This is a genomic window from Romboutsia sp. (genome assembly GCF_035470145.1).
In the GTDB taxonomy this organism is placed as follows: Bacteria; Bacillota; Clostridia; order Peptostreptococcales; family Peptostreptococcaceae; genus Romboutsia_D.
On sequence record NZ_DATIRC010000394.1, the window covers coordinates 1 to 4,251 of the forward strand.

Consider the following 4,251-nt stretch of genomic DNA (forward strand, 5'->3'; position numbering starts at 1 on the left):
TATATAATAAGCTCCTTGTTGTACTAATAACTCTATAAAATCATCATACATATCTTTTGGACATATTGCACTTTGTTCGCAAGTACATAATATACCATTATCATATATTCTACCTTTTATTACTTTAGGTACTACTTCTTCTACTTTTGCATCTTTATCTATTAAACATTGTACATTTCCTGCACCAACACCAAAAGCAGGTTTTCCACTACTGTATGCAACTTTTACCATTCCAGGACCACCTGTTGATATACATGCATCTGATAATTGCATTACTAAATTAGATATTTCTACACTAGGTTCATCAACTATTTGAATTAAATCTTGTGGAGCTCCTACTGCCTTTAGAGCTTCTCTCATTAACTCTACAGTTTTTAATCCTGTATTTTTTGCTCTTGGATGTGGACATATAACTAATGCATTTCCACCTTTTAGAGCTATCATAGCATTATGCATTGGAGTCATAGTTGGATTAGTAGTTGGAGTTACTGCTCCTACAACACCTATTGGTTTTGCAACTTCAACAATTCCTTCTTCTTCTACATATCTAATGATTCCTCTACTTTTAGCTCCTTTTAGTTTGTTCCAAACAGCTTTTGATTTACCTTTATTTTTAACTATTTTATCTTCATAAACTCCCATTTGAGTTTCATCCACTGCCATACGCGCTAACATTTCTCCATTATCGTATACTGCTTTACCTATAGCGCGAACTGCTTCATCTACTTGTTCTTGAGAGAATTTTTCAAATTCCTTTTGAGCTATACGTGCCTTTTGTATTAAATCTAGTACATATTCTCTTGCTTGCATTTATATGCCTCCCCCAATTTTATATAATTTTATTTTTATTAGTGCCTAATATATCATCCTGTATGTAGATTGTAGTCCCTTGGACAAATTTAAGTAAAGATAATTTTCTGAAAAGTCTAATTTTTTTTGTAACATTTTTTATTGCGTAATAATTTTTTACATTTTGATTTATGTATATACAAAAAGAGCTAAACAAATAGCTTAGCTCTCTTACTTTTTATAATTATATAATTTATAGTATTATTATTTTTTTTTACTTTCCTGCAACTGATAACTCCTTAACTATAAGTGAAGGTGAACCCACATTACTCATAGGAAACTTCAAATCATTTCCTACAACCTCAATATTTTTTAATAAATCAAAATAGTTTCCAGCTACAGTTATTTGTTCTACAGGGAATGTCTTTATCCCATCTTTAATATAAAATCCTTTAGCAGCTAATGAAAAATCTCCAGTTATAGGATTAGCTCCTGAATGTAGACCTGCAAAATCAGTTACTATAATACCTTCATCAACTATTTTCATAAGTTCATCTATTGAACTTTCACCGTTTTCAATATATAAATTACTCGGCTCTACACCAACTTGTGAAGCGTATGAAGCTTTAAATCCATTACCAGTAGTCTTCATATTTGCTTTATGTGCAGTTTTTAAGTTGTGAAGTAAAGTAGTTAACTTACCTTTTGATACTATTTCCTTTCTAAATGTAGCCACACCTTCATCATCAAAAGGAGTAGATGATAAACCATCATCTAAAAGTGGATCATCAACTATAGTAACTATAGGTGATGATATAATTTCTCCTTCTTTATCCTTTAATAAAGATAATCCCTTTTGAGCACAGTCTGCACTAAATATACCAGAGAATGTATCAAGAAGTGACACCATAGCTTCATTATATATTATAGTTTTATAATTTCCTGATGATATACTTCTTCCATTTAACTTAGATAAAGCTTCTTCAACACCTTGTTTTGCAATAGCCTTTGGCTTTACTTCATCTAAACTCTTTGCAATTACATATCCTACTCCATCTTGCTTATCACCGTCATCTTCTACTACAGGAACTACATAAGCCATAAGTAAATTACTTTTATTAGTAAGTTCTAAACCTTTAGTATTGTAAATTCCATGACTTGAAGAATTATAGGATATTTTGCATCCACCAATATTTACTACCTTTTTACAATATAACTTTGCTTGTTTTTCCATATCTAAACATAATTCTATCATTTTACTTGCATCTATATTTTCAAGTTCCTCTGAATAAGTATCTACCTTTTCGTAAGTTTTGTCTCCTTCATATATAAACTGAACATCATCACTTTCAATATTTAATGCACTTTCTTTTGCATTTTTAATTAACATATTTAACGCTTCAAAATCCATTATTTCAGTATATGAATATCCAATTTTTCCATTTATTTTACCTCTAAATGATAAACCAAAAGACTTTTCAAGATTATATTTTTCCACTTCTTCTTCATAAACACTTATACTTAAACTTTCACCTTGACTATAATAAATCTCACATTCTTCAAATCCTACTTCTAGACCTTTTTTAAGTAACATCTTTTTAAAACTATTAAATTCCATATCTTATTCCTCCGATCTTCCACCAACAGTAATTTCTTTTACTCTAATCATTGGTTGACCTACGTTAGTCGGTATACTTCCTGATGATGAACCACACATACCTTGAGCTTGCTTTAAGTTATTTCCAACCATATCTATATTCATTAAAACTTCGCTACCTTTACCTATTAAACTAGCCCCTCTTACAGGTTCAGTTATTTCACCATTTTTAACTAAATATCCTTCAGATACAGCAAAGTTAAATTCTCCAGTTACAGGATTTACTGATCCCCCACCCATTTTCTTTGCATAAAGTCCATCACTTATTGATTTTATTATATCTTCTGGCTTATCTTCTCCTGATGCAATGTATGTATTTGTCATTCTTGAAGTTGGAGCAAATTTATAGCTTTGTCTACGAGAACTACCAGTAGGTGCCATATTCATTCTTCTTCCATTTAATTTATCTATCATATATGATTTTAGTATTCCATTTTCTATTAATACATTTCTTTGAGTAGGGTTACCTTCATCATCAATATTAGATGAACCCCAATGATTAGGTAAGGTTCCATCATCTATTGCAGTGACTTTAGTTGATGCAATTTGTTGTCCAAGCTTTCCTGCAAATACAGAATTTCCTTTAGCAACAGCAGTTGCTTCTAGTGAATGACCACAAGCTTCATGGAAAATTACCCCACCAAATCCATTGTCAATAGCAACCATCATATTTCCAGCTGGACAGTTTCTAGCATTTAACATAGTGTGTGCCACCCTTGCAGCTTCTTTTCCATAATATTCAGGGTCAATTTCTTCAAAAATTTCAAACCCCTTGCATCCACCAGGCCCTTCAAATCCTGTTTGATTTTCACTTCCTTTAGATGCTACTGCACTTATTCCTAGCCTGGTTCTTATTCTTCTATCTTCTACATATAAACCTTCAGTATTAGCTATTAATACTTTTTGATCCTTATCACTATAAGATACACTTACTTGTGATATATCAGTGCTGTAATCTTTTGCACTTTTATATGCAGTTTTCATAACACCAATTTTTTTATCATATCCTACTTCATTTGGATAAAGTTTTATAGGGTTTATATCTGTAATAATTTTAGTTTCATTTAATACAACACTTATGTCTTCTCTTAAATTTCCAAGTGCTAATGCTGCTTTATGAGCAGTATCTAAAAGTGAATTTAAACTATTATCGTTGGTGTATGCATAAACACTTTTAAATTCTTTAAAAATTCTTATACCCACACCATAGTTTCTACCACCAAGTGCATTTTCTATTTTTTCATCTATTAATCCTATTGAATTAGTTATAGTATCTTCTTCAAATATTTCAGCAAAATCACCACCAGTAACTAAGCATTTTTCTAGTACTTTTGATGCTACTTCTTTTGAAATCATATATTGCCCTCCAATCACTTTTTAAAACTTTCTCTTATAATTATTATAAGGTAAATTTAGCCAATTAGAATAAATTTTTATATAAAATTAAAATATTAAAAAGAGAGTATCTCTTTTAATATTTTAAAAAACATATTGAGATACTCTCTTTGATTTAAATCTGTATTGTATATTTGCTATTAGAATTTATTTTATATGCTTTATTATGATGATATATTGATATTTTCTGATAATATATTTTCTGTTTTATTCTTTTAAAGGCTCTGTGTTTAAATTATTTTTATCCTTAAAAATGCTATATAACTTTCCTGTTTTTAGTAACCATATAAATATACTTATCATTAAAATCCCTTTTAATATACTAGTTAAAGTAATACTCCACCATACACCGTTTAATCCCATTAACTCTGGTTTTGATATTAAATAAGCAAGTGGTACCCTTGAACCTG

The 4,251-nt window shown here is 30.0% G+C and carries 3 protein-coding genes and 1 pseudogene; all 4 read right to left on the reverse strand.

All coding sequences use genetic code 11. The features are described 5' to 3' along the window. Window positions 1-810 (reverse strand): aldehyde dehydrogenase family protein (locus tag VLM92_RS15660; RefSeq protein ID WP_325277255.1); only part of this gene is annotated, 810 nt, incomplete at its 3' end. Window positions 811-1,063: 253 nt separating this feature from the next. After that, window positions 1,064-2,407 carry a TldD/PmbA family protein gene (locus VLM92_RS15665; protein WP_325277256.1) on the reverse strand — a complete coding sequence of 448 codons (1,344 nt, stop codon included), beginning with the start codon at window positions 2,405-2,407 and terminating at the stop codon, window positions 1,064-1,066. A 3-nt stretch (window positions 2,408-2,410) separates the two neighbouring features. After that, window positions 2,411-3,802: a TldD/PmbA family protein gene (locus tag VLM92_RS15670; RefSeq protein WP_325277257.1), complete on the reverse strand. Its 1,392-nt coding sequence runs from the start codon at window positions 3,800-3,802 to the stop codon at window positions 2,411-2,413. Window positions 3,803-4,048: 246 nt separating this feature from the next. Continuing rightward, a pseudogene (locus tag VLM92_RS15675) lies at window positions 4,049-4,251 on the reverse strand (MATE family efflux transporter); the annotation flags it as partial.